This window comes from Paraburkholderia acidipaludis NBRC 101816, assembly GCF_000684975.1.
GTDB classification, from domain to species: domain Bacteria; phylum Pseudomonadota; class Gammaproteobacteria; order Burkholderiales; family Burkholderiaceae; genus Paraburkholderia; species Paraburkholderia acidipaludis.
Genome location: NZ_BAXZ01000022.1, coordinates 1 through 22323 on the forward strand (window position 1 = coordinate 1; position 22323 = coordinate 22323).

The 22323-nt window shown below is 66.4% G+C and carries 22 protein-coding genes and 1 pseudogene; 3 read left to right on the top strand and 20 right to left on the bottom strand.

Annotation, left to right across the window (positions count from 1 at the left end; translation table 11 throughout):
• The 9 genes from BAC01S_RS22495 to BAC01S_RS22535 all read right to left on the bottom strand — a co-directional run.
• Window positions 1–432 (bottom strand): thiolase family protein (locus BAC01S_RS22495; RefSeq protein WP_027796786.1); only part of this gene is annotated, 432 nt, incomplete at its 3' end.
• 109 nt (window positions 433–541) lie between these two features.
• On the bottom strand, window positions 542–1009 hold the full coding sequence (phaP, locus tag BAC01S_RS32255; protein WP_052408817.1) for a TIGR01841 family phasin: 468 nt from the start codon (window positions 1007–1009) through the stop codon (window positions 542–544).
• A gap of 341 nt (window positions 1010–1350) precedes the next feature.
• On the bottom strand, window positions 1351–2331 hold the full coding sequence (locus BAC01S_RS22505; RefSeq protein ID WP_027796787.1) for a hypothetical protein: 981 nt from the start codon (window positions 2329–2331) through the stop codon (window positions 1351–1353).
• A 15-nt stretch (window positions 2332–2346) separates the two neighbouring features.
• A complete protein-coding gene (locus BAC01S_RS22510; RefSeq protein ID WP_156954508.1) occupies window positions 2347–3000 on the bottom strand; it encodes a nucleoside triphosphate hydrolase in 654 nt (217 codons plus the stop codon).
• Complete coding sequence (locus tag BAC01S_RS22515) at window positions 2997–3890, bottom strand: sugar phosphate isomerase/epimerase family protein (protein WP_027796789.1); 894 nt, start codon at window positions 3888–3890, stop codon at window positions 2997–2999. The genes BAC01S_RS22510 and BAC01S_RS22515 overlap by 4 nt, the downstream gene beginning before the upstream one ends.
• Entirely contained in the window at window positions 3891–4937 is a 1047-nt protein-coding gene (locus BAC01S_RS22520; protein WP_027796790.1) for an ABC transporter permease, read from the bottom strand.
• A gap of 8 nt (window positions 4938–4945) precedes the next feature.
• Complete coding sequence (locus BAC01S_RS22525) at window positions 4946–5947, bottom strand: ABC transporter permease (RefSeq protein WP_027796791.1); 1002 nt, start codon at window positions 5945–5947, stop codon at window positions 4946–4948.
• On the bottom strand, window positions 5940–7457 hold the full coding sequence (locus tag BAC01S_RS22530) for a sugar ABC transporter ATP-binding protein (protein ID WP_027796792.1): 1518 nt from the start codon (window positions 7455–7457) through the stop codon (window positions 5940–5942). Before BAC01S_RS22530 ends, BAC01S_RS22525 begins: the two co-directional genes overlap by 8 nt.
• Before the next feature lie 85 nt (window positions 7458–7542).
• On the bottom strand, window positions 7543–8535 hold the full coding sequence (locus BAC01S_RS22535) for a substrate-binding domain-containing protein (protein ID WP_084168778.1): 993 nt from the start codon (window positions 8533–8535) through the stop codon (window positions 7543–7545).
• 214 nt (window positions 8536–8749) lie between these two features.
• Here BAC01S_RS22535 and BAC01S_RS22540 point away from each other — a divergent pair, with 214 nt between their 5' ends.
• Window positions 8750–9802 (top strand): LacI family DNA-binding transcriptional regulator, encoded by a 1053-nt coding sequence (locus tag BAC01S_RS22540; protein WP_245616655.1) that lies wholly within the window; start codon window positions 8750–8752, stop codon window positions 9800–9802.
• A 47-nt stretch (window positions 9803–9849) separates the two neighbouring features.
• On the opposite strand, the gene BAC01S_RS22545 is transcribed toward BAC01S_RS22540, so the two are convergent.
• From BAC01S_RS22545 to BAC01S_RS22585, 8 genes are all read right to left on the bottom strand, one after another.
• Entirely contained in the window at window positions 9850–10638 is a 789-nt protein-coding gene (locus BAC01S_RS22545; RefSeq protein WP_027796795.1) for an IclR family transcriptional regulator, read from the bottom strand.
• 98 nt (window positions 10639–10736) lie between these two features.
• Window positions 10737–11378 (bottom strand): glutathione S-transferase family protein, encoded by a 642-nt coding sequence (locus tag BAC01S_RS22550; RefSeq protein WP_322786906.1) that lies wholly within the window; start codon window positions 11376–11378, stop codon window positions 10737–10739.
• Window positions 11379–11423: 45 nt separating this feature from the next.
• On the bottom strand, window positions 11424–12224 hold the full coding sequence (locus BAC01S_RS32260; protein ID WP_043203308.1) for an SDR family NAD(P)-dependent oxidoreductase: 801 nt from the start codon (window positions 12222–12224) through the stop codon (window positions 11424–11426).
• Window positions 12221–14014 (bottom strand): FAD-dependent oxidoreductase, encoded by a 1794-nt coding sequence (locus BAC01S_RS32265; protein WP_043203310.1) that lies wholly within the window; start codon window positions 14012–14014, stop codon window positions 12221–12223. The genes BAC01S_RS32260 and BAC01S_RS32265 overlap by 4 nt, the downstream gene beginning before the upstream one ends.
• Window positions 14015–14099: 85 nt before the next feature.
• Window positions 14100–14873 carry an SDR family NAD(P)-dependent oxidoreductase gene (locus tag BAC01S_RS22565; protein ID WP_027796797.1) on the bottom strand — a complete coding sequence of 258 codons (774 nt, stop codon included), beginning with the start codon at window positions 14871–14873 and terminating at the stop codon, window positions 14100–14102.
• Between the two features lie 79 nt (window positions 14874–14952).
• Window positions 14953–16266 (bottom strand): MFS transporter, encoded by a 1314-nt coding sequence (locus BAC01S_RS22570; RefSeq protein WP_027796798.1) that lies wholly within the window; start codon window positions 16264–16266, stop codon window positions 14953–14955.
• Window positions 16267–16328: 62 nt separating this feature from the next.
• Complete coding sequence (locus tag BAC01S_RS22575; protein WP_043203311.1) at window positions 16329–17075, bottom strand: SDR family NAD(P)-dependent oxidoreductase; 747 nt, start codon at window positions 17073–17075, stop codon at window positions 16329–16331.
• Window positions 17076–17434: 359 nt separating this feature from the next.
• The gene (locus tag BAC01S_RS22585) at window positions 17435–18988 is read right to left on the bottom strand and encodes a phospholipase D family protein (protein ID WP_027796800.1); all 1554 of its coding nucleotides are present in this window, start codon (window positions 18986–18988) and stop codon (window positions 17435–17437) included.
• Between the two features lie 273 nt (window positions 18989–19261).
• Here BAC01S_RS22585 and BAC01S_RS34040 point away from each other — a divergent pair.
• Window positions 19262–19363 (top strand): annotated as a pseudogene (locus tag BAC01S_RS34040) (multinuclear nonheme iron-dependent oxidase); the annotation flags it as partial.
• A 155-nt stretch (window positions 19364–19518) separates the two neighbouring features.
• On the opposite strand, the gene BAC01S_RS22595 reads toward BAC01S_RS34040, so the two are convergent.
• From BAC01S_RS22595 to BAC01S_RS22605, 3 genes are all read right to left on the bottom strand, one after another.
• Complete coding sequence (locus BAC01S_RS22595) at window positions 19519–20043, bottom strand: hypothetical protein (RefSeq protein WP_043203313.1); 525 nt, start codon at window positions 20041–20043, stop codon at window positions 19519–19521.
• 185 nt (window positions 20044–20228) lie between these two features.
• Complete coding sequence (locus tag BAC01S_RS22600) at window positions 20229–20708, bottom strand: nuclear transport factor 2 family protein (RefSeq protein ID WP_027796802.1); 480 nt, start codon at window positions 20706–20708, stop codon at window positions 20229–20231.
• A gap of 76 nt (window positions 20709–20784) precedes the next feature.
• On the bottom strand, window positions 20785–21441 hold the full coding sequence (locus tag BAC01S_RS22605; protein ID WP_027796803.1) for a TetR/AcrR family transcriptional regulator: 657 nt from the start codon (window positions 21439–21441) through the stop codon (window positions 20785–20787).
• 192 nt (window positions 21442–21633) lie between these two features.
• Here BAC01S_RS22605 and BAC01S_RS22610 point away from each other — a divergent pair, with 192 nt between their 5' ends.
• Window positions 21634–22302: a YceI family protein gene (locus BAC01S_RS22610; protein ID WP_043203316.1), complete on the top strand. Its 669-nt coding sequence runs from the start codon at window positions 21634–21636 to the stop codon at window positions 22300–22302.
• Window positions 22303–22323 lie beyond the last annotated feature (21 nt).

Sequence of the window (22323 nt, forward strand, 5' to 3'; positions counted from 1 at the left end):
AATCATGCTGTCCACGAGCTTCGCGTCGCCCATGCGGAAGCCGTCGCGCGAGCCCGGCAGCACGTGCGGCGCCGCGCTCATGTTCTCCTGGCCGCCCGCCACCACGATCTCCGCATCGCCCGCGATGATCGCGTTCGCCGCGAGCATCACCGCCTTCAGGCCCGAGCCGCACACCTTGTTGATCGTCATGGCCGGCACCGAGGCGGGCAGCCCCGCCTTGATCGATGCCTGGCGCGCGACGTTCTGGCCCGAACCGGCCGTCAGCACCTGACCCATGATCACTTCGCTCACCTGCTCGGGCTTGATGCCGGCGCGCGCCAGCGCTTCCTTGATCACCACCGCGCCCAGCTCGGGCGCCGCAATCTTCGCCAGCGAGCCGCCGAATTTGCCCACCGCCGTCCGGGCGGCCGATACGATCACAATGTCAGTCATTTCCAGTTCCCGCGTTAAAAGTCCTTACTGCCTGCCTCGAACCTCGAAGCCACGACGCATCGCGCCGTGTCCATGGAAAGCGATCACGGTGCAATGCGTGGAAAAAGTCTTACTTTGCGACTTGTGCCGGCTGTGCCGCGGCAGTGGCGCCGGCAGCGGAGAACACCGGGTTCATCGCGGCGATCCATGCCTGCACGCCCGTGGACACGTTCTGCGCAAACGGGCCGGAGAAAGCGCCGAATTGCAGTTCATGCTGCTCCGACTGGGCACGCGCCGCTCGCGTCCATTCCGCCTGCGTGGTCGTTGCGATATCCACAAGATGCTGGCCGTACGAGATGGCCTTGGCTGCGGCCTGCTGCGAGACGGTTACCTGCCGGGCCAGGAATTCGAGCGGATTCTGGCTTTGAATCGCGCCTTTGAGCGTCGCTTCGGTTTCCGTCATGGCGGCCTTGATGGCCTGCGTGTTCAGATCCACGACGGCCTGAACGCCCTGCAGCGTGGGGTTCGCCAGCGCGAAAAATGCCCGGACGCCGGATTGGCAAGCGGTTCCGAGATGCTCTGATGCGAAAACGGTCATCGATTCTGCCCTCTCTCTTTGTTAGTAAGACTAAATAAAAATCAGTATGAAAACTGGTGTCCTGCTACAGGGCTCGTTCTTGCAATACCGGCCTCGTCACAGCGGCACATTTAGAGTCATTACTCTAAAGCATCAATTTAACAATTTTTTGTATCGCGTGGCTAGGTATAAACCCTAGCGCCCCAGATTTTGGTTTGCTTTTTGCATTGATCTGCCAGATATGCCATGCATTTGTCATGACATTGGACGGGAGAGCAGGCGAAAGGCGGGATTGTCCAACCCGGCGCAGGCCGGAGCATGCCGGCGGCGTCGACGCCTTGAAGAGGGTTCCGGCGCGCCGGTTAGATCACGGGAACGGCCGCGATCCGGTAGCGAACCGTGCGCGGCTTGCCCGCTTCGAATGCGAGCCCCGAGCGGCCGGCAAGCGGATGACCGGCGGGAGGCCTGACGACACGGCCTAGATCGAAGAAGCTGTTGGCCGGCTCCACACCCAGGGCGAAGTGCCGCCCCGACCAGGGTTCATGCACCCGTCCGCCGTTGCTGATCCAGAGCGGGGCGTCGGGCAACACGGCCGGATCCCAGTCGAGCAGGACATCGGCTCGCTGCGCCGGGTATCGCACGACAAAGGGCGGTTCGCAGCCTTCCATCTGCAGCAGCTCCTCGGTCTTCTCCGGCAACGGCAAACGCGTGGCGTCCAGCGGGCCTGCCGCCGTCGGGATGGCCGCCAGCGAAGCGAAGGTGCGGTTCGGCGCAACGCGCGAAACCCCCGGCTCCGGTGGAACCGGGTAGCCGTGAATGCGCCGGTGCGGGCAGGCCAGCACCTCGATACCTTCCGCCGGAATCGTGAAGGTCGGATGCAGCGCAAACGGCAGCACGACCGGGCGCCTCGCGCGCACGGTGACCGAGACCGCCAGCGCCGGTGCATCGGGATCGGCTTCGATGGTGCGTTCGAGGCTTTCGATGTCGGCCTCGGGCGGATAGTCGACGGCAACGGTCAGCCTGTGCGCCGTCTGCTCCACGCGCCGCCACAGGTGATTCGCACCGTAGCCGTGATCCCAGCCGTCCGCCGCGTCGCGCACCTCGAAACCGGCCGGCAGACCGCGAGGCGCCCTCGCCATGCCGAACGGCAGGCAAGGCCATTCCCCTCGCAACGCCCTGAGCAGCCCCGGCCACCGCGCGTCGTCCCCCCACGGTGCAGGTCGAAACGGCGTCACGCTGTGTCCCGGCCCGAGGTCGAAGCGCACGGGCGCCAGCATGCCGCCCAGCGCCTGCACCGTCGCCTCGCCATGCGCCCACGCCAGAGTCCAGCGTTCGATCTCCATCCTCGCTCCTCGCAATCAGGTGTTGGCGACCACGAACTGCGCGCTCACGCTTTGCGAGAGGACGAGATCCACATTCGGCAGATCGTTTTCCAGGAGCTTCGCGCGTATCGCTGCTTCGTCCATGCCATAGCCGCGCCAACGGGCCAGGAGCCGTTGCGCCAGCACGTCGCGCGGCACCTCCAGCATGACCGTGACGTCGAAGTACGACTGCAGCGCACTCCAGCCGGGCGCGTCGAGCAGCAGATAGTTCCCCTCGACCACCACGAGCCTTGCCGACCGCGGGATGATCTCCGCCCCCGCCCGTGCAATCTCGATCGAGCGGTCGAACACCGGCACCGCGATTTCGCTGCCGTCGTCCGCCTTGAGCCGGCCGAGCATCGCGGCGAGTCCCGGCACGTCGAACGTATGCGGCGCGCCCTTGCGCGCGCGCTGGCCACGCGCTTCCAGCACCCGGTCGTCGAAGTGAAAGCCGTCCATCGCGAGCACGCAGGCCACATCCGGCACGCGCCGGTTGAGGTCCGCGCACAGCCCCTGCGCGAAGGTGCTCTTGCCCGAGCCCGGCGCCCCCGCGATGGCGACGAGGCGCCGCGCGCCGCCCTTGAGCCCGAGCAGGTGTTGCGCCAGCTCGTCGGGCCCGATGCGTTGCTCCTGCTGTGCGGCGCCGCTCACGACAGGCGGCTCCGTTCGGCCTGCTTCAAGGCTTCCTGCGCCGCCTTGATTTGCGCCCGCGTATACATCAGCGCGTGCGACGCCAGATCGTGGCCGTCCTCCCACAGATTGCGCCAGATGCCCAGTATGCCCTCCAGCGGCTGCCCGACCACGCGCGACGAAAAGCTTTCGAACGTGATCGGCCCCTTGAAGCCGGAGAACACCAGCGCCCGGAAGATTTCCGAAAAGTCGATGCTGCCGGAACCCAGGTAGCCGCGGTGCGAGTCGCCGGTATGGAAGTAGCCGAGGTAGTCGCCGGTTTCGCGCACCGCCGTCGCAATATCGGATTCCTCAATATTCATGTGATAGGTGTCCAGATGCACCTTCACGTTCGGCGCGCCAATGCGCTTGCACAGCTCGACGCCCTGCGAAGCCGTATTGAGTACGTTCGACTCGTAGCGGTTCACGACTTCGAGGCCCAGGACGACGCCGCTCTTCGCCGCCGTCTGTGCCACCTCGCCGAGGATGTCGACCGACATCGCAATGCCGGCGGCCGTCGGCGGCACATAGTACTTCTGAAAAGCCGAGTACAGGATGCCGCACATATGCGTCGCCCCGCAGTCGCGCGCCACGCGCAGCGCCGTCTCGAGCTTCGCCTTGCCGCGGGCGGCCTTCTCCACGTCGCCGCTCGAAATATCGGACTCGGCATCGAGCCCCAGCGAAAAGGTCACGCCAAGACCGTTCTTTTCGAGTTCGCGCCGCGTGAAATCGACGTCGATCGATGTCGGGTCGAGCGCCGGCACTTCGATGAAGTCGAAGCCGACTTCCGCGGTGCGGGCGATGGCCCGCGCGCAGGCCTCGTGGCTCCAGCTTGCCTCCCAGACGAGAGCGTGTACGCCAAGCTTGTTCATTCAGACTCCTTTGGTTGACTGTGTCCCGTGCCGCCGCGCGGCAAGGCGCGCCCGGACGGGAGTGTGGAAAACGCCGTTGGCCCACGCCCAACGGAACAGCATGACGGCGAGCAGGAAGACGCCCCAGAGGGCCGTCGCGAGATGCTGGCTGGCGCCGAGAAGATTCAGCCCCGAGGCGATCGTCTGCAGGATCACGAGCGCGACCACGACGGGCGCGACGCGGCCGAATCCGCCGAACGGATCGACGCGGCCGAGGAAGCACGCCAGCACGGAGATCAGCAGGAACGCTTCGCCGTGCCCCACGCGCACCGAATTGAAGCTCGCCAGCATGACCACGCCCGCCACGCCGCACATGAGGCCGGAGAGCATGTAGATGCGCGTGACGGCGCGCGTGGTGTCGATGCCGGAGTAACGGGTGGCTTCGAGGTTGGAGCCGATCATGCGCGTGGCGAAGCCCAGGCGCGAGCGCGTCATCAGCACGTGCCACAGCAGGGCGCAGCCCGCGAAGATCCACAGCGGCACCGGCACGCCCAGCCACAGGCCGTTGCCCATGGCGAGCACGAGCGGCGGAAAGCCGGAGATGTCGCCGCCGTGGGTCAGGAACTCGCCCAGGCCGCGCAGAAAGATCATGGCGGAGAGCGAAACCAGAATCGGACTCGCGCCCGTGCGCGCAATGATCGCCCCCATCGCCCAGCCGCTTGCCGCGCCGGTGGCCAGCGCCGCCGCAATGCCGAGCGCCACGGCGGCGACGCCCGCGTCCGCGCCGCCCATCGAATGAATCACCCAGGCCATCGCCAGGCCCGCGATATTGGCCGTGAACGTCACCGCGAGATTGAAGCCGCCGGACACGAGCGGCATGAGCATCGCGAGCGTGAAAAAGCCCAGCTCGGGCAACTGGAACGCGACCGAGACGAAGGTGCTCGCGGAAAAGAACCGGTCGGAGGCGAAGCTCATCGCCACGATCACGATGGCGAGAAAGCCCAGCAGGCCCAGCACGTCGGCCGGGACATGCGCCGCGAGGGAGCGTCGGGAATAAGGGGAACTCATGGCAGCACCTATGCGCGTTGCGAGGCGAACCGCGATCCGACGAGCTTCGCAAAGCCGCCGCTCGACAGGGTGATGGCAGTCAGGATGACCGCGCCGATGATCATCTTGAATGCGTAAGGCGAGATCCCGAGCAGGTTGAGGCCGTTTGCCGTGATGGCCGTGAGCAGGATGCCGAGGATCGCGCCGAGGATCGTGCCGCGGCCGCCGCCCAGCCGCGCGCCGCCCAGCACCACGGCCGCCAGCACGTCGAGCTCGCGCCCGTAGAGCGCATTGGGCACCACCTCCTGGACGATATGCGCCTGCATCAGGCCCGCAATGCCGGCCATCATGCCGAGCCAGCCGAACGCGACGTAGTGCATCGCGCCGAGGTTCACGCCCACGCGGCGCGCGGCCTCGGGGTTGTCGCCCATCGCATACAGCTGCCGTCCCGTAGTTGTCCTGCGCAACATGAACCACGTCGCGATCACGGTGACGATCATGACGGCCACGGGCAGCGTGAGGTCGGCCACGCCGCTTGCCGTTTTCACCTGCAGGAGCGACACGCGGTCCACCCACCAGTCGGGTAGGTCGTAGATCGACACGCCGTTGGTCAGGAACATCAGCCCGCCGAAGAAGATGTTGAACGTCGCGATGGTGACGACGATCGAGACGATCCGGAAGCGGTAGATGATGGTGGCATTGAGGGCGCCGAGCAGAAAACCGAAGCCCATGGAAGCCAGAAAGCCGATCAGCCAGTTGCCGCCGCCAAGCCATCCCACCGTCAACGCGGTGAGATATTGAACCACGGAAGCGCCCACGGCGAACGAGATGTCGATGCCGCCCGCAATCAGCACCACGAGCAAACCGACGCCGAAGATGATGTTGACCGAGCTCTGGTTGAGCAGGTCGAACAGGTTGGGCAGCGTGAGGAAGGTCGACGTCGTCAGACCGAGTCCTGCCGCCATGACGGCAATCACGAGGATCAACAGCGCCTCGATCGAGCCGATTCCGAGTTTGCGAAGATCAGGCATGGACGTCTCGCTCGATTTGATCGATGCTCGTCCGCCCTGGCACGTACTCCGCGACGATCCTGCCGTCGCGCATGTGCAGAATGCGGTCGGAGTTGAAATAGACTTCGGGAATCTCGTCGGAAATCAGCACGATGGCCATGCCCGCTGCGGCGAGCTCGTGCACGATGCTGAAAATGCCGGCGCGCGCGCCCACGTCCACGCCTACGGTGGGCGAGTCGAGAATCAGCACCTTCGGTTGCGTTGCCAACCACTTCGCGAGCACGATGCGCTGCTGGTTGCCGCCCGACAAGGTCGAAACCGCGTCGTCGGGCTTGCCGATCTTGACGGCCAGCTTGCCGATCCAGTCGTGGATCAACGCGTCGCGCTTGCCCGGCGAAACGAGGCGGCACGCGTCGAGCAGATCGTCGAGCACCGAGGCGACCGTGTTGTCGCCAATCGACTGCGCCTGGATGAGGCCTAGCTGAAGACGGTCCTCCGACACATAGGCAATGCCCGCGCGGATCGCGTCGCGATTCGTGCGCAGCACGAGCGGCTTGCCTTCCAGAGCAACGGCACCCGTGCCTGGCTTCGCCATGCCGAAAAGCGCCAGCGCAAGCTCCGTGCGCCCCGCGCCGAGGCGTCCGGTCAGCCCGAGAATCTCGCCGCGTTTCACCGCGAACGTCACGTCTTCGAACTCGCCGCGGCGCGTAAGTCCCTGCACCTGGAGCGCGACCGGCGCCTGCGAGAGATCGGTCGTGCGCACGGCGTAATCGAAGGTGCGGCCCGTCATCAGCTCGGTGAGACGCGACTGCGTCATGCCCGCCGTGGGAAAGGTGCCCACGTACTGGCCGTCGCGCATCACGGTCACGCGCGTACAGACGTCGAGCACTTCCGCGAGCCGGTGACTGACGAACACGACGGCAATGCCGTCCGCCGAAAGCCGCCGCACGATGGCGAGCAGCGCCTGCGTTTCCGCGTGGCTCAGCGAGGCGGTCGGCTCGTCCATGAAAACGATGCGCGCCTCGGCCACCAGCGCGCGGGCGATCGCCACCACCTGCCGCTGCGCGATCGAGAGCGAACGCACGGAACGTTCGAGCGGCAGCTTGACGCCGAGGCGTTCCAGAATGCGGTGCGCCGCGTCCTTCATCTTCGCGTAGCTGACCACGCGCGGGCGCGAGCCGAGGTTCTGCTCGAAGGCGATGTTCTCGGCCACCGTCATCTCGGGAAAGAGCGCGAGGTCCTGCCAGATCACCTGAACGCCCAGCTCGCGGGCCTTCGCCGGATCGAGGCGCCCGAGCGGCTCGCCGTCGTAGCGCATCTGCGCGCCCGGTTCCGGCTGATACACGCCGCTGATCACCTTGATGAGCGTGCTCTTGCCGCAACCGTTCTCGCCGGCAAGGCACAGCACCTCGCCGGGCAGGATGTCGAAGCGCACCTGCTGCAGCGCCTTGACCCCGCCGAACACCTTCGAGATGTTCTCGAGTTCGAGCAGCGCGGGGCGCGCCTCGTCCGCGGCGAGCGCGGCCGGCATGACGGCACCGGCGCCGCCGCGGGGGACGGGGACGGGCGTGGCGCGGTGCAAAGAAGAATCAGGAATCATGGAAGGAACACCCAACTCAAAGACCCATCTTCGCGAGATTGTCCACGGTCTGCGCGTTCAGCTCGACAAGATCGTTCACGATCAGGTCGTGCCCTTCGGGATGCACGACGCCCAGGCCCGGAATGTCCGTGCCGTCCTTGATCGGCTGCCCTCTCGCGACCATCGTGCCCAGCGTGACGAACACCTCGCCCGCCTGCTCGGGATTCCACATGTAGCCGCCCGTCAGCACGCCGTCATGAACGAGGCGCTTGCCCTGGCCAGGCGAGAACGGTCCCAGCACCAGCACCTGCTTTTCCTCGTGCTTTTCGGCCACGGCGCGCGCGGCGCCGATGGGCCCCTGGCTGCCGAACGCGAGAATCGCGCGCAGGTTGGGGTGCGCGAGCATCAGGTCCAGCGCCGTCTTGCGCGAAGCGTCCACGTTTTCGGCCACGCCGTAGCGGTCGCCCACGAGCTTCATGTCGGGGTAGTTCGCCTTCAGGTAGGCGATGGCCGCATCCGCCCAGGCGTTATGCAGCGGCACCGTGAGCGAGCCGACGAAGACCGCATATTCGCCCTTGCCGCCCAGGTCCTTCGCCAGCGTCTTCGCATACGCCTCGCCGAAGCCCTTGGCCGATGCGAGCTCGAAGTCCCAGTCCGTGTTCTGCTGCTTGGGCGACTCGTGCGTGATCACCTTGATGCCGGCCGCCCGCGCGCGCTGCAGCACCGGTTCGAGCACCTGCGCGTCGTTCGGCACCACGCCGATCACGTCGACGTGCTGCGCGATCAGGTCTTCGATCGCCCGTACCTGGAGAGCCGGGTCGGCGCTCGTCGGCCCCACCATGAAGGCCTTCACGCCCAGTTCGTCGGCGCGCTTCTTGATGCCGGCCTCCATGGCGTTGAACCACGGAATGCCGCCCACCTTCACGACCACGCCGATCACGGGATGGTCCGGCGACGCATTGGCGAATCCCGTCGCGAACGAAAAAGCAAGAATTCCGGCGCACAGCCGGCGCAGCAATTGATTTGTCATGTCTCCTCCGACTCTGGAACGGGCCGCATCTGGGTCACATCTGGGCCACCTCTCAACTTGCTGAATCCATTCAGCAAGTTGATGTGGTGTATGCTGAAACCATTCAGCAATGGTTGGAAGAGGGTGAAAACCCTAATATGGCGGGGTGCGCCAAAGCGGCTACCGTCGGCCGGACAGGTTGAGCGCGCTCGGGGAGCAGACAGAGATGAAGGGCATGACCAGCGGACGAAAGTCCACGATCTACGACATCGCCACGGCGACCGGGTCTTCGATATCCACCGTGAGCATGGTGCTGAACGGCACGTGGGCGCGCTACCGGATCAAGGAAGCGACGGCCAACCGCATTCTCGAGTGCGCGCAGACGCTCGGCTACCAGGTGAACATGAAAGCGCGCGGGCTGCGGCTCTCACGCTCGGGCCTCGCCGGCATGATCATTCCGCACTACCGCAACCGTTTCTTCGCGGGCCTCGCGCAAACCTTCGAGGACTCGGCGCGCAGCCGCGGCCTGTGCCCGATCGTCGTGAGTACGCAGCGCGACCCGGCGGTCGAGCTGAGCGTCACGCAAACGCTGCTGTCCCAGCGCGTGGAAATGCTGTTCATTGCCGGCGTGCGCAACCCCGCACCCTTGAATACGCTCTGCGACGAAGCCGATGTGGCATCGATCAATCTCGACCTGCCCGGCGACGGCGCGCCGTCGGTGGTCTCGGACAACCGCGCGGGCGCTCGCGTCATTACGGACGTGATGATCGACAAGCTGATTGCCGCCGGGCACTCGCCCCAGGATCTCGTGCTGCTGGGGGGCGTGCCGCACGAATACGCGACCGAGATGCGCATGGCCGGCTTCTTCGAAGCGTTCGCCGCGCGGCAGATCAGCCCCGGCAGCGACGCGGTGGAGTTGTGCGGCTATAACGCGGCGGCGGCCCGGCAGGCGCTCGTGCGGCGCCAGGAAAAACACGGCCGGGTGCCGGCGGGCATGCTCATGAACGCCATCAACGCCTTCGAAGGCCTCGTGCATTTCGCGTCGCAATTGCCGCGGGATGCGCTGCGCGAAGCGGTAGTCGGGTGTTTCGACTGGGACCCGTTCGCGGCGCATTTGCCCTTCGACGTCACGATGCTGCATCAGGACGTGCAGCGCATCGTTTCGGAGGCGTTCTCGCTCGTCGACAACCGCGAACCCGGGGTGCACCCTCGCGTGGTCGTTCCGATGAACTTCGGCGAGATGTTCGACGACGACGAGCGCACCATCAAGGAAGAACACGATCGTTGAGCGCCGCGCGCACACGGCCATTCGACGACTGAACGCTAGTTGGTCCCTCAGAACATCGGCGCCCCGAGCCGCTGGCTCGCGCGCTTGCCGAACGCCTTCAACTGCTGCGCAAGCGGTCCGTCCGGCTTCGAATCGAAGCTGTTGAACGGCCCGATGGCCGTCACGACGGCCGCGATCTGCCGGCGGGCGTCGAAGATCGGCACGGCCGTCGCGGCAATGCCGGGCACCATCAGCCCTTCGATCACCACGATGCCGTGCTCGCGCGCCGCCGCGAGGCGGGCATTGAGCGGCGAACCGGCTTCATGCAACTGCGCCTGGAGATCGTCGGGCTCGGTTGCGAGCACCGGCGCCTGGTCCGCTGCGGACAAATGCGCCGCGAAGGTGAGCCCGGTGGCCGAGCGCAGCAGCGGCATGGTCGCGCCGGCCCGCGTGAGCACCGTCACCTCGCCTACCATCTCCACTACGCGCACGACGGTCGGCCCGTGGTTCGCCCACACGGCGACGAAGCAGGTGTGCCCTGTTTCGTCGCGCAGGTCGGGCAGCATGTCGGAGATATTGCCCACCACGTCGATATGGGCGAGCGCGGCAAGGCCGATCGCCACCGCCGCCGGTCCCAGCGCATAGCGGCCGGACTGCTTTTCCTGGGTCGCGAGGCCGCTCACGATCATCGCCTGCAGATAGCGGTGCGCTTTCGCCGGCACCATGCCCGCCGCCTCGCTGATGTTGGTCAGCGAGGCCGACGGCCCGAGGCTCGCGAGGGCTTTCAGGATTTCGGCGCCGGTCTCCGCCGATTGCACACGGGTTCTTGGAGTCTTTCTCGTCTCGTTGGTCGCCATAACGCTCCCGGTGTTGCGCATCGATAGCAAAAGCCAGCAGTCTACCTTGCGACACCGCCCGGCCGTGCGCCTCCATCGTGCGCCTCGTCGTGCGCCTCTTAAGCCTCCGGATGGCGCGTGGCCTGCATCGACGCACGCGTGGCGAAGCGCGCGAACCATTCGGCCAGCGCCGTGCGGGAGCGCCAGCCTTCGTCCGGGAAGCGCAGATCCAGATAGCCGAGCGCGCAGGCCACGGTGATCGTGCCGATGTCCACGCGCTCGCCGAATTCCGGCACCCACGCGGCGAACTGATCGAGCGCCGAGACCACTTTCTCGTGCTGACCGTCGAACCACGGCGCGTAACGCAGCGCTTCCGGGCGGATGACCTGCTCGTAGCGCCTGAGCAGCGCCGCACCGATCAGGCCGTCGCCAAGCGCCTGCTCGCGCAGCGCGCGCCAGCGTGCCTCGCCCGCGGCCGGGAACAGCTTGCCGTGGGGTGCATCGAGGTATTCGCAGATCACGCGGCTGTCGTAGAGGGCACCCTCGCCTTCGCGCTCGTGCTCCTGTTCGCCCACCAACAGGGTCGGCACCTGGCCGAGCGGATTGCGCGCGACCACGGTGGCGTCGCGCGTGACAGGATTCGCATTGCTTGCAAGACGCTCGACAGGCAGGCCGAGTTCGGCGGCGCATACGAGCACCTTGCGCACGTAGGGCGAGTACGGCGAATAATAGACACGCAGCGACGATGGCGTGAGCGACATGGGGTCTCCTGGGTAGTTCGATGAATTCACGCGACTATAGGGGATTCAGCGCGGCGCCGCATGCAGCGCGTAATCGGCGCCCTGCGCGTGCGTCAGGTAGCCCGCGGTCAGGCCGCCGTCCACCTCGAGCACGCTGCCCGTCACATAGGAGGCCGCGTCCGAGAGCAGGAACGCGATCGATTCGGCCACTTCCTCGACACGGGCAAAACGCCCGAGCGGCGTGCGATCGAGCATCACGCCGTCGCGAAAAGCCGCGGGCACGCCCACGTTCAGCATCGGCGTATCGACGCCATTGGGCGCCACCGCATTCACGCGCACGCCGCGATTGCCCCACTCGGTCGCGAGACTCTTCACGAGACCGACGAGGCCCCACTTCGACGCCGCATAGTTCGCTCTCCCAGGCTGTCCGCCGCGCGCCGTGACCGAAGCGAGACACACGATACTGCCGCGCCGCCGCGTCAGCATCGCGGCCGCCGCATGCTTGCAGGTGAGGAAGGTGCCGCGCAGGTTGATGTCGAGCACCAGATCCCATTGCTCGGCGCTCATGTTTTCGGCGGGCGCGCTGCGCGCGAGTCCTGCGCAGGGCACGACGTCGGTGATCGCGCCAAGCTCGCGTTCGACGCGTGCGACGAAGGCTTCGATCTGCGCTTCTTCGCGCACGTCGACCACGCCATGCAGAAAAGGAATCGCGCTGCCAAGCCGCTCGCGCAGCGCACGCAGGCCTGCCTCGTCGAGATCGGCGGCGGCAATGCCCACGCCCTGGGCCGCGAGCCGCCCGCAAACCGCCGCGCCAATGCCGCTTGCCGCCCCCGTGACGAAAGCGATGCGGCGGGAAGTGTCGTTCATGACGAGAATGCCTCTTTGTTGTACGGCGACGGCGTCACGAGGTGCGCGTCGCGGTTGGCTGCTGCGGGCTCGCCCGCGATGCCGGCGGATGCCGCGATGTCACAGCCCGCGATATAGCCAAAGGTGAGCGCGGGGCCGAGCGTGATGCCCGCCGCCGGATAGGTTCCGCCCATCACCGAATTCATGTCGTTGCCGACCGCATAGAGGCCGGCGATCGCGGCCCCGTTGCCGTCGAGCACCTGGGCGCGCTCGTTCGTTTCGAGGCCCGTCGCGCTGCCGATGTCGCCGGGCACGATCCGCACCGCGTAGAACGGCCCGGTTTCGATCGGGCCGAGACACGGGTTCGGCCGCTGCGAGGCGTCGCCCAGATAGCGGTCGTAAGCCGAGTTGCCGCGTCCGAATTCCTCGTCCACGCCGCTCTTCGCAAACGCGTTCATCCTGGCGGCGCTTTGCGCGAGCGCCTCGGGCGGCACGCCGATTTCGCAGGCGAGCGCATCGAGCGTCGCGCCGCATTTCAGATAGCCGCTGCGCACGTAGCGCCCGAGCGAGAGCGAGCGCGGACGCACGCGTCCCAGCCCGTACTTGCGCACGAAGTCGCTGTCGCAAATGAGCCAGGCGGGCACGCAGGGCGCTGTCGCGTTGGCGCGATGCATGGCGGCGACGAAGTCGTGATACGAAGTCGCCTCATTGGCGAAGCGCAGGCCGTTCGCATCGACAGCCATGATGCCGGGCTTTTGCCGGTCGGTGATGAGGTGCGGGAACACCGCCTCGCGGCCGTCGCTGTCGCGAAACACCGAAACCGGCGTCCAGAAGGCCGCGCCCGCGTTGCCGCTCGCGAAATGGCCGCCCAGCGGCTCGGCCAGCAAGGCGCCGTCGCCCGTATTGCCTTCGGGCGCCATCGAGCGATGCAGCTCCGCGTGCGGCACGAGCTTCGCGCGCAGCGCCGCGTTCTGGGCGTAGCCGCCCGTGGCGAGCACGACGGCGCGGCGCGCGACGATCGTCCGCCGCTTGCCGCCGATCTCAACCGTCACGCCGCTCACGCGCGCGCCGTTCGTTTCGAGGCGCGTCACGCGCGCGCTGGGGATAAGCGCGATGCCCGCATCGTGCGCCGATTTCAGAAGACGCGCCGCCAGCGCATTGCCGAGCACGAGCCGCGTGCCGCGCGACCATTTCAGCCTGTCCTTCGCATACCTCAACAAAAGCGGCAGCGCGTGCCCGAGCGCCGCAATGCTCTTGTGCATGGCCAGCAGCGCGTCGATGTCCTTGCGGTTCACCATCATGCCGCCCAGCGCGAGAAAGCTCGGCAGCGGCCGGCGCAGCTGCTCGAACAGCGTTCCCAGCGTGCGGCCGTCGAACGGCGCGGGATCGATCGTGCGGCCGCCCGGCATGGCGCCGTCGAGTTCGGGCTTGTAGTCGGGCGAAACGGCGCGCGCGATGAAATGGACCTCGGTGTGCGCCTCCATGAAGCGCACCATCTCCGGCCCGTGCTGCAGATAGGCCTCCATCAGCGGCTCGCGCAAGGCTTCGCCCACGGTCTGGCGCAGATAGCGGCGCGCCGCGTCGAGCGTGTCGCGATGGCCGACGCCGGCCATGTGCGGGTTGTCGGGAATCCATACCGCGCCGCCCGAGACGGCCGTGGAGCCGCCGAACTTCGCCGTCTTTTCCAGCACCAGCACGGAGAGTCCCGCGTGCCGGCATACGAGCGCCGTGCCGAGTCCGCCCGCTCCCGAGCCGACCACGACGACGTCGTAGGCCTCATTCACCTGATCGTTTGCCGTTGCGCCTGTCATTGCACGCCTCCTCGTTCGGACGCGAGCAGCCGCACCGCCCTCGCCTCGTTCTTCGCCTGCTGTTTCATCGGTTGTCCTGAATGCGTCATTGCATCCGGTATCCGCCGTTCACATCGACCGTCGTGCCGGTCTGGTAGCCCGCCTCGGCGCTGACCAGATGGACGACGGCGGCGGCCACGTCCCGGGGCAAGCCAAGGCGGTTGAGCGGAATGGCGGCGGCGGCCTGCGCATCGCGCTCGGGCGGCAGCGAAAGACGCAGCATGGGCGCATCGATCAGGCCCGGCGCCACGGCGTTCACGGTCACGCCTTGCGGCGCGAGCTCGCGCGCGAGCGCCTTCGTCAAGCCGAGCACGGCGGCCTTGCTCGCGATATACGCGGCGTTCGAGCGATACCCGCCTAGCTGCGCCGCGACCGACGAGAGCGTGACCACGCGGCCGAACGTCGGCCCTGCCGGTAGACGCCGCGCGTACTCGCGGCACACGAGAAAGCAGCCCGTCTGGTTGATGTCGACGTTGCGCTGCCAGTCGGCAAGCGACGTTTCGACCACGAGCGGGCGGTCGCCGTCCGGCTTGAAGTGCAGGATGCCTGCGCTGTGCACGAGAATCTCGGGACGGCCCATGTCGGCCGTCACGGCGTCGAAGGCGCCGGTCACCGCCGCTTCGTTGGCGACGTCGAGCGCATACGCGCCGTGCCCCGCGCCTTCGAGCGACGCGGCCACGTCGCGCGCGGCCGCGAGCTGCAGATCGGTCACCGCCACGCGATGGCCCGCCGCGGCGAGCGCGCGGCAGATCGCGACGCCGATGCCGCCGGCGCCGCCCGTCACGAGCGCGACGCGGCGGGGGGAGGAAGTCTGGGTCATGATGGTGGGTTCTCTCGTCGAAGAGGGGTGAAACCGGCGAGGCGCGGCGGAACGCGTATCGCCCCTGTATCGATGGCGCTCAGGCGAGCGCCGAATCCTGCTGGCGCCGGCGGTAGGCGGGCGTGAGCAACTGCAGCGCGAGCGCGCCGACCAGCACGAAGCCGCCCATGGTCGCCATGGCCGCCTGGAAGCTGCCCGTGGTCTGCGTGAGCCAGCCGATGATCGCGGGCCCGAAGAAGCCGCCCATGTTCGAGACCGCGTTGACGAACGCGAGCGTCGCGGCGGCGGCCGTGCCGCTGAAGAAGAGCGTGGGCAGCGTCCAGTAGGCGGGCATCGAAGCGTAGAGGCCGATCATCGCGAGGCACAGCCAGCTCATCGCCCATGCCGGCTGATGCAGCGTGAGCGACGCGCCGACGAACGACACGCAGGCGAGCAGTTGCGGCAGGATCACGTCGGACAGACGCATCGTGCGCGAGCGGCAGCGGCGCGCCCACAGCAGCATGGCGGCGGCGCCGAGCAGATTCGGCAGCGCGGCCAGCAAGCCGATCGTCGTCGTCGTGGCCCCGAAGGTCTTGATGATCTGCGGCAGCCAGAAGCCCGCACCATAGAAGCCGATCACGAAGCACACGCCGGTGAAGGTGATGACGAGCGTGCGCAGGTCCGTGAGCGATTCGACCACTTCGCGCCAGCCGTGCGTACGCATCTGGGCCGCATCCTCCTCCTGCTCGTGGTCGATCTTCGCCTGCAGCCACTCGCGCTCCGCACTCGCGAGCCACTTCACCTGCGAAGGCTTGTCGCACAGCACGCGCAGCGTGACGAAGCCGAGCACGATGGCGGGCACGCCCTCGGCAATGAAGATCCAGCGCCAGCCCGGCAGACCCGCGACGCCGTTGAGCGCCTGCAGGATGAACGACGACACCGGGCCGCCAATCGCGGCCGCGATCGGCAGCGAGATCATGAAGCGCGCGATGATGCGCGTGCGCTGCTCGCGCGGAAACCAGAACGTCAGATAGAACAGCACGCCCGGAAAGAAGCCCGCTTCGCTGATGCCCAGCAGAAAGCGCATGGCGTAGAAGCTTTTCGGACCGCCGATCATGGAAGTCGCGAGCGTCACGCAGCCCCACGCGATGATGATGCGCGTGAGCCACAGACGAGCGCCGTAGCGCACCATCATCAAATTGCTTGGCACTTCGAACGGCAGCATGCCGACGAAGAAGATCCCGGCGCCAAGGCCATACATCGCGGGCGTGAGGCCGATGTCGTGATTCATCTGCAGCGCCGCGAAGCCGACATTGGTGCGGTCGATGAAGCTCACGATATAGAGCAGGAACAAAAACGGGATCAGGCGCCAGGCGGTCTTCTTGAGGATCGCGGCTTGTTCGGCTGGGTTCATGGGGTGTCTCCTCCGGCGTGGCGCCTTTCGCGGGCCGCGCCTGCTTTAGTGGGTGGTATCGCTCAGAAGCTGCCGCCGAGCGACTTGCCGCCGTCCACCATCAAGGTCTGGCCGGTGATGAAGTCAGTTTGCGGCGACGCGAGGAAGGCCACCGCGTTCGCGATGTCTTCGGGGCGCGCGGCGCGGCCGGTCGGCTGCAGCGCGAGTTGCGCGGCGCGCCGCTCAGGCGTGAGCGCCTGCAGCATCGGCGTGTCGACGAGCCCCGGCGCCACGGCGTTCACGAGAATGCCGCGCTCCATCAACTCCATCGCCATCGCCCGTGTGAGGCCCACCACCGCGGCCTTCGCCGCCACGTAGTGCGCGTGATTGCGCGCGCCAAGGTAGGCCCGCGAGGCGATGTTCACGATCTTGCCGCCTGCGGGCAAGCGGCGTGCCGCCTGCTGGCTCAGGCTGAAGAGCGCGATCACATTGAGCTCGTAGTGGCGGCGGAAATCCTCGGCGGTGAGCGCCGTGAAGGCTCGCTCGTCGAAGATGCCCGCGTTGTTCACGAGTGCGTCCAGACGCGGCAGCGACTCGATCAGCGCCGCCAGCGCCGGTCCGTCGCGCAGATCCACCGCATGCGACTGCGCCGATCCGCCCGCCGCGCGGAGTTCCTCGGCCACGGCCTGCGCCGCCGCGCCGTTCAGGTCCAGCGCCACGACGTGAAACCCGTCGCGCGCGAGACGCCGCGCGATGGCCTGGCCAATTCCGCCGGCGGCGCCCGTCACGACGGCATAGGGCCGGTCTGCCACCGGCTCGTGAGTCGACATCGTTCCTCCAGTCATTTTGCGTAAATATTTACGCAAATCGTAAATTTGACACCGGGAGGGGGCAATGCTCCAAAACCCTGGGCGAGCGCGAACGCCGGATTTCCGCGGCAGCGAAACTGCCGGACGGAGTCATCCGGAAACTGGGTCAAGCAGGGTTTTCGATGGAAGGCACGGAGGGCGAGTGCGCCGTCGGGAGCGGCTGTCGAGACTGATCGAACCAGGCTCTCACGGTGATGTCGAGTTAATTCCCGACTTCACCCTGGCCGATCAATCCCTGGAAATCCTCACCATCCTGGAAACGCTCACCCTCCTGGAAATCCTCACCATTGCGGATTGCCAGGACGAGGTGCGCCACGCGCTCATAGCTCCGATTCGATCGGCAGGAGACCCAGGAACCAGATGCTGGCACGCCGCATGAAGGAGACACCCGGCTCCGAATCCAGCTCCGTCACCGTTCCGTTCTCGGCGGTGTCGATCCAGACGATCCGGTGCTTGCCGTCCGCGTCGGTGCGGAGCTCGACTCGCCAGGCACCCACGTCCAGGTTCGGTTCGACGTCGTCGATCACCTGGCCGGCAATCTCCGGACTGTTGCAGAGCACGCCAATCTCCGTGTTGAGATGGCTCGAGCGAGGATCGAGATTCATTGAGCCGATGAAAATGCTTTGCCGGTCGAAGACGTAGGTTTTCGCGTGCAACGAGGCCCTTGAAGAGCCGAAGAACCCGCGTTGCGACTTCACCTTGCTCGATCCGGTCGGCTTCAGCTCATAGAGACTTACGCCCGCTTCGAGGAGATCCTCGCGATAGTGTTGATATCCCGCATTCACAGCGACGACGTCGGTGGCAGCCAGCGAGTTGGTCAACACCGTAACCTTTACTCCGCGCGCGGTCTGTTCGCGTATCCATGCCACGCCCTCTTTCCCCGGTACGAAATAAGGCGAGATGATGAGCATTTCGTGCTCGGGCTTGAGGTTCAGGGCCGCGAACCGCGTCATGAGGTGGCCCTGCGGGTCGTTCGGGTCGCGCGTGACCTTGGCCGGATCGTCGTACAGGAGCGTGGCTTGTCCCCATGAGAAGTCGGCGTCGCCCGCGTCGAGGATCCTGACCATCCGCTGCCGGGCTTCCACGACGTAGGGCGAGTCATGCTCCGATTTGATGTACTCGTCCAGTTTCGCCCGGTAGTCCGCCAGCGCGGACGGATCCGCGGGGTGCCCCATCAGCTGCTCGATCGGATACGCCGATTCGCCGTTCCAGAACTCGTCGAAGGCGCTGGAAACCTTCCGGACAATCGGACCATGCATCAGCACGTCGAGATCGCCCATGGCAAAGACTTTCGATGCGCCAAAGTATTCGTCGCCGATATTGCGCCCACCGAGAATGGCGGCCTCGTTGTCCGCAATCATCGCTTTGTCGTGCATGCGTCGGTCGACGCGGGAAAACTCCAGGGCAGTCGCGAGTGACTTGAAGCGGCGGCTCGCGACCGGGTTGAACAGCCTTATCTTTACGTTCGGGTGCGAACTGAGCGCGAGCAGAACCTGATCGTCGGCGTTCGTGCCGAGGTCGTCGAGCAGGACACGAACGCGCACGCCGCGGTCCGCCGCCCTGAGCAGCGCTGCCGCGAGTTCGCGGCCGGTCAGGTCGTCGTGCCAGATGTAGTACTGCAGGTCCAGCGAGCGGTCGGCCGTTTGAGCGAGCGCCACGCGCGCCGCGATCGCATCGACCGGGTCCTGCAGCAGGTGAAACGCGCTGTCGCCCGGATGGCTCTGTTCATCCGGCGCGAAGACCATGCCGAGCCGTGTGGATTGCGTGTCCTGAAGCGCGAAGGTTTGGGTCCGGCCGCTCTGCGGCGGCAGACTCGCGCACGCGGCCAACACGAAAACGAGAACACTTGCGATAAAGCCATGGAGCTTTTTCATGTCCGCACCGTGTCGAAGTAACTCGAAGTCACAAACGGGTTTGCTCGCACCCTCCCAAGCCGGCGAGACTGCCGAAGATATTAAGCCATCCTGCGAAATTGTCGAAGATGGGGGACCCAGGGCGGCCGGTTTGGCCGAAACCCGAAGTGCCTTCACGGGTCAACACGCCGGAGCCAGATGCTGGCGACATATCGACCGCAATAGCAGACCAAATCGCACAAGACCGTGCAATCCCTGGACGAGGGCGGCTCAGTAAGATCGGAACTCTCACTCAACTCGGAGAAAATCGGCTTCTTCGAGGTTCATGCGGAGAACTACATGGGTGCCGGCGGCCCGCCCCACCGCTTCCTGACGGCCATCCGTGAGGACTACCCGGCCGCCAGAACGTCAAGGTGGAAATCCGCAGCATATTTCTGGTGCGCGATCCTGTGATCGAGCGGCTTGCCCAAGGCCTTGTCGGAGAAATCGACATGAAGGCGCATCCGGCCCAGGTGCTCATTGTCGCCACCCTGTTGCCCGGCGATGGAAGCTCAGAACTTCACCCGAAACTGAAACCCGATCGTAAACGGCAGATCGTCGGAAGGAATCGGCGGAATCACGATGAAGTTCATGCCCACGCGCTTGTACGCCACCATCACGATAGGCGCGGCGACCGGACCGACCGTGTGATTGCGGCCGAGGCCCCAGTCGCCGTAGTTGTAGCCCGAGATGATGCCGCCCATCGCGGCGAGCCGCACGTAGCCCCAATGCAGGAATTCCGGCGCCCACACCCCGCCGCCGTAGAACGACGGCCGGCGCAGCGAGTTGCGAAAGCCGCCCGCCGTGAGCGCCCACGTGTCGCCCGGCCAGCATTCTATGCCGAGGCCCGGATTGAATTGTTCGAAGTCCTTGTCGGGATGGATGTGGTACGAAGCCGCCATCGCATCGACCCAGAGACCGCTGCTGCACCAGCCGGCGGCATGCGCGCCGCCTGCCGCAGCCAGCAGCACGCCGGCCGCCGCAATTCTGATTATCTTTATGATTGCCGTGCCGCCGTGCCTTCGCCAAAGATGCATGGGTCCTGGTCCTCGCTCTCGCCGATCCGCCTGGTTTTATTGGATTCAGGTCATGGCGCACTGTACCGCAACTCGATGCTCGCGCAATGGAGGTCGCGCTCGGATCGGGCCCGCGCGGACAGTCGACGCCGCCGGCGATTATGACGGGCTCGTGAGTCGCGACGATGACTGCACGAGCCTGCGCCTCACAGGCCGAGGTCGCTCAAGCCCGGGTGGTCGTCGGGGCGGCGGCCCAGCGGCCAGTGGAAGAGGCGGTCCTTCTCGGCGATCGGCAAGTCGTTGATGCTCGCGTGGCGGTGCGCCATCAGCCCGTTCGCGTCGAACTCCCAGTTTTCGTTGCCGTACGAGCGGAACCAGTTGCCCGAATCGTCGCGGCATTCGTAGGCGAAGCGAACCGCGATACGGTTCTCCGTGAAGGCCCACAGCTCCTTGATCAGGCGGTAGTCGAGCTCGCGCGCCCATTTGCGCGTGAGAAATTCGACGATGGCCGCGCGGCCCGTGACGAATTCGGCGCGATTGCGCCACACGCTCTGCGGGGTATAGGCGAGCGAGACCCGCTGCGGATCACGCGTATTCCAGCCGTCTTCGGCCGCGCGCACCTTCTGGGCGGCGGTTTCGCGCGTGAACGGCGGCAGGGGCGGGCGGACTTCGACAGCATCACTCATGATCTTTCTCCACGAAACGGTCGGCCCACCGGGACGGCGAGCGCGAAAAGGGTTGATTGCCGGCTTGATTGCCGGACTAACTGCGGAGCTGACTGCGGGTATGACTACGCTGCGCCCTGGCACCGGGCAGCGCTTCGAGCAACTGCTTCGCGGCGGCACGCGCGTCGAGCGCCGCGTCGGGTTCGCCGCTCACGAGCGCCACGCCTATCGCACCGTCGATCAGGATCAGCCACTGCCGCGCAAGCCGCGCGGCGTGCCGACGATCCGCGCCGCGCGCCGTCATCAACGCGTCGCACTGCTCGCGCACGAAGCCGAGCAGATGCGCCTTGTGCTCGCGCGCCACCACGCGGGCAGGATCGTCGGGCGAAGCGAGTTCTCCCGATGCGTTCAGAAACGCACAGCCGTGAAAGCCCTCGGAGGCGAACCACCCGCGCAGAACGTCGAACATGCCGAGCAGTCGCGCCTCGGGCGATGCCCCGTGCTTCGCGGTGCCTTCGGCGAACCAGCGCATCCAGCGTTCGTGACGCCGCGCGAGGGCCGCGGCCACAAGCGCATCCTTCGACTCGAACCACGTATAAAAGCTCTTGCGCGCCGCGCCGGCCTCGCGAACGATCGCGTCGACGCCCGTGGCATGAATGCCGCCCGCGTAGACCAGCGCCTCCGCGGCGTCGAGCAGGCGCTCGCGAGCGTCGGGCTGGGGCGCGCCGGCGGCGCTATGGGAAGACGGACTCATTGCGGTGCTCTCCAGGCTGAACCGGACGGATCGGATACGCCGTCCGGTGTAGAACGATCATTCTCCATGTGCGAAATGTAGAACGATCATTCTCCGCCGTCAAGCAGAAAAAGCGCGAACGGGATACGTGGGGATGGGTGAGAATACGCGGTGTCGTCAACGCGTTAACATCGAGGCAACCAAGGAAACGGCATGAACCGACATCCCCTGACGACATCGAAGCGCCGCGCGGCGGCTGGCGCGTTTTGTGCCGCGCTCTGCGGCACGCTTTTGCTGTTCGCGTGCACACCGCTGCGCGTGGTGACGCACAGCGTGAGCAGCGTCGAAGCGGCCGTGCCGCCGGGCCACTACGTGCTCGATCCCTGGCACTGGAGCATCGTGTTCGACGTCGATCATCTGCATTACTCGCGCTTCGTGATGCGCTTTGACCGCGCCAGCGCCCAGCTCGACTGGCAAGCCGGCGGACTGCAGCAGGCCACCGTGGACGCGACCATCGACGCGGCCAGCCTCGACACGAACGTGCCGGCGCTGGACCGGATGGTGAAGGGAGAACAGATGCTGGATGTGGCGCGCTATGGGCAGATCCGCTTCGTCAGCACGCATTTCGAGCCCACCGGCGCGGGGCGCGGCACGCTCAGCGGCAATCTGACGATACATGGCGTGACGCAGCCGGTCACGCTGGAGGTGACGTTCAATGGCTACGCGCCGAATCCGCTGACGAAGCAGCCGACCGTCGGCTTCTCCGCGAGCGGCCATTTCAGCCGCGCGAAGTTCGGGTTGTCGACGTGGTATCCCGCGGTCGGCGACGAAATCGACGTGCGCATCGAAGCCGAATTCGAACAGCCGGCCGCGGGGGCGTGAAGCGTAGCCCTCAAATAAAGC

Excerpts from the sequence above, each read along its gene's own strand:
- BAC01S_RS22600 (WP_027796802.1), bottom strand. The coding sequence starts at position 20,708 with ATGAGTGATGCTGTCGAAGTCCGCCCGCCCCTGCCGCCGTTCACGCGC.
- BAC01S_RS22505 (WP_027796787.1), bottom strand. The coding sequence starts at position 2,331 with ATGGAGATCGAACGCTGGACTCTGGCGTGGGCGCATGGCGAGGCGACG.
- BAC01S_RS22540 (WP_245616655.1), top strand. The coding sequence starts at position 8,750 with ATGACCAGCGGACGAAAGTCCACGATCTACGACATCGCCACGGCGACC.
- BAC01S_RS22525 (WP_027796791.1), bottom strand. The coding sequence starts at position 5,947 with ATGCCTGATCTTCGCAAACTCGGAATCGGCTCGATCGAGGCGCTGTTG.
- BAC01S_RS32265 (WP_043203310.1), bottom strand. The coding sequence starts at position 14,014 with ATGACAGGCGCAACGGCAAACGATCAGGTGAATGAGGCCTACGACGTC.
- BAC01S_RS22575 (WP_043203311.1), bottom strand. The coding sequence starts at position 17,075 with ATGTCGACTCACGAGCCGGTGGCAGACCGGCCCTATGCCGTCGTGACG.
- BAC01S_RS22585 (WP_027796800.1), bottom strand. The coding sequence starts at position 18,988 with ATGAAAAAGCTCCATGGCTTTATCGCAAGTGTTCTCGTTTTCGTGTTG.
- BAC01S_RS22565 (WP_027796797.1), bottom strand. The coding sequence starts at position 14,873 with ATGACCCAGACTTCCTCCCCCCGCCGCGTCGCGCTCGTGACGGGCGGC.
- BAC01S_RS22610 (WP_043203316.1), top strand. The coding sequence starts at position 21,634 with ATGAACCGACATCCCCTGACGACATCGAAGCGCCGCGCGGCGGCTGGC.
- BAC01S_RS22545 (WP_027796795.1), bottom strand. The coding sequence starts at position 10,638 with ATGGCGACCAACGAGACGAGAAAGACTCCAAGAACCCGTGTGCAATCG.
- BAC01S_RS22605 (WP_027796803.1), bottom strand. The coding sequence starts at position 21,441 with ATGAGTCCGTCTTCCCATAGCGCCGCCGGCGCGCCCCAGCCCGACGCT.
- phaP (WP_052408817.1), bottom strand. The coding sequence starts at position 1,009 with ATGACCGTTTTCGCATCAGAGCATCTCGGAACCGCTTGCCAATCCGGC.
- BAC01S_RS22530 (WP_027796792.1), bottom strand. The coding sequence starts at position 7,457 with ATGCCGGCCGCGCTCGCCGCGGACGAGGCGCGCCCCGCGCTGCTCGAA.
- BAC01S_RS32260 (WP_043203308.1), bottom strand. The coding sequence starts at position 12,224 with ATGAACGACACTTCCCGCCGCATCGCTTTCGTCACGGGGGCGGCAAGC.
- BAC01S_RS22570 (WP_027796798.1), bottom strand. The coding sequence starts at position 16,266 with ATGAACCCAGCCGAACAAGCCGCGATCCTCAAGAAGACCGCCTGGCGC.
- BAC01S_RS22515 (WP_027796789.1), bottom strand. The coding sequence starts at position 3,890 with ATGAACAAGCTTGGCGTACACGCTCTCGTCTGGGAGGCAAGCTGGAGC.
- BAC01S_RS22535 (WP_084168778.1), bottom strand. The coding sequence starts at position 8,535 with ATGACAAATCAATTGCTGCGCCGGCTGTGCGCCGGAATTCTTGCTTTT.
- BAC01S_RS22595 (WP_043203313.1), bottom strand. The coding sequence starts at position 20,043 with ATGCATCTTTGGCGAAGGCACGGCGGCACGGCAATCATAAAGATAATC.
- BAC01S_RS22550 (WP_322786906.1), bottom strand. The coding sequence starts at position 11,378 with ATGTCGCTCACGCCATCGTCGCTGCGTGTCTATTATTCGCCGTACTCG.
- BAC01S_RS22520 (WP_027796790.1), bottom strand. The coding sequence starts at position 4,937 with ATGAGTTCCCCTTATTCCCGACGCTCCCTCGCGGCGCATGTCCCGGCC.